Source organism: Endozoicomonas sp. ONNA1 (assembly GCF_024606325.1).
Lineage (GTDB): Bacteria > Pseudomonadota > Gammaproteobacteria > Pseudomonadales > Endozoicomonadaceae > Endozoicomonas_A.
On the sequence record NZ_JAHHPN010000165.1, the window covers coordinates 1 to 1638 of the forward strand.

2 protein-coding genes are annotated in these 1638 nt (G+C 50.9%); both read right to left on the reverse strand.

The window, feature by feature from the left end:
* On the reverse strand, nt 1-777 hold a 777-nt coding region (gene tgt / locus KDK19_RS03880), incomplete at its 3' end, for a tRNA guanosine(34) transglycosylase Tgt (RefSeq protein ID WP_257291374.1).
* A 142-nt stretch (nt 778-919) separates the two neighbouring features.
* A partial coding sequence (queA, locus tag KDK19_RS03885; RefSeq protein WP_257291373.1) for a tRNA preQ1(34) S-adenosylmethionine ribosyltransferase-isomerase QueA occupies nt 920-1638 on the reverse strand: 719 nt, incomplete at its 5' end.

Consider the following 1638-nt stretch of genomic DNA (forward strand, 5'->3'; position numbering starts at 1 on the left):
ATCCACCCCACGACGCACGGCTTCAACAATATCCTCTGGCTTGCCCACACCCATCAGGTAACGGGGATGGCCTTCAGGAACTTTATTGGTGATGTGTGACAGAATGCGCATCATGTCTTCCTTGGTTTCACCCACAGAAAGACCACCAATGGCATAACCATCAAAGCCGATCTCGGTCAGCCCCTCCAGGGAACGATCACGCAGATGCTCAAACATACCACCCTGGATAATGCCAAACAGGGCTGAAGGACTGTCGCCGTGAGCCTCTCTGGATCGCTTTGCCCAGCGAAGAGACAACTCCATAGACTCTTCTGCTTCTTTTTCTGTGGCTTCGCCATCGGTACATTCATCAAAGATCATGACAATATCAGAACCCAGCTCACGCTGAACCTGCATGGACACTTCCGGACTCAGGAATACCGGGGAACCATCCACAGGCGACTTGAATGAAACCCCCTCTTCAGTAATCTTGCGCAATTTTCCCAGGCTGAATACCTGAAAACCACCCGAGTCTGTCAGAATTGGCCCCTGCCATTGATTGAAATCGTGCAGATCCCCATGCTCTCGAATAATCTCGGTACCGGGACGCAGCATCAGATGGAACGTATTCCCGAGAATGATCTCCGCTCCGGTGTCGGCAATATCCCTGGGCATCATGCCTTTAACAGTGCCGTAGGTGCCAACGGGCATAAAACAGGGCGTTTCAACCGAGCCGCGGGGAAAGGTCAGCCGTCCACGCCGAGCTTCACCATCAGTGGCCAGACCTTCGAACTGCATGAAGCACTCTTCTCTACTCATGAGCCTCTCAATTCAGATGACACAGCAGACTGCATTCATCTGACTCATTTCCAAAATTTAACCAGCTTTTAAAGTGGGAACGGGTCCGGACTTTTTCAAGCCCGACGTTCGACTTTCTTTTTCAGGCTTTTCGGGTCAGCCACATGGCATCGCCATAACTGAAGAATCGATAGCCTTCTTTCACTGCCTCGTTATAGGCCCGAAGTATGGCGTCTTTACCTGAAAACGCACTGACCAGCATTAGTAATGTTGACTGTGGAAGGTGGAAGTTCGTGATCATGGCATCCACGGAACGGAATTCATAACCCGGAAAAATAAAGATATCGGTATCGCCGAAGAAGGGGCTGATTTCCCCGCCTCTGGAGGCCGACTCCAGGGAACGTACCGACGTGGTCCCCACTGCTACCACTTTATTCCCCCGGGCACGTGCTGCTTTGACTGCCTCACAGACTTTTTCTGGTACTTCTATGTACTCAGAATGCATTTTATGGTCAGCAATATTATCAACCCGAACTGGCTGAAAGGTGCCAGAGCCTACATGCAATGTAACAAAAGCTTGCTCAACGCCTTTATCTTTCAGACGTTGCAACATAGCCTCGTCAAAATGCAGGCCAGCAGTAGGTGCTGCCACAGCACCGTCTTTTTGAGCAAACACCGTCTGATACCTCAGGCGATCCGCACTGCCATCTTCACGATCAATATAGGGAGGAAGGGGCATATGACCATGCTCCTTTAACTGAGACAGCACAGGCTTATCAAAGTCCATGAGAAACAGCGCTCCCTGTCGCCCCGTCACTTCAGCTTGAATGCAATCATCAGCCAGAAAGATACGACTGCCCG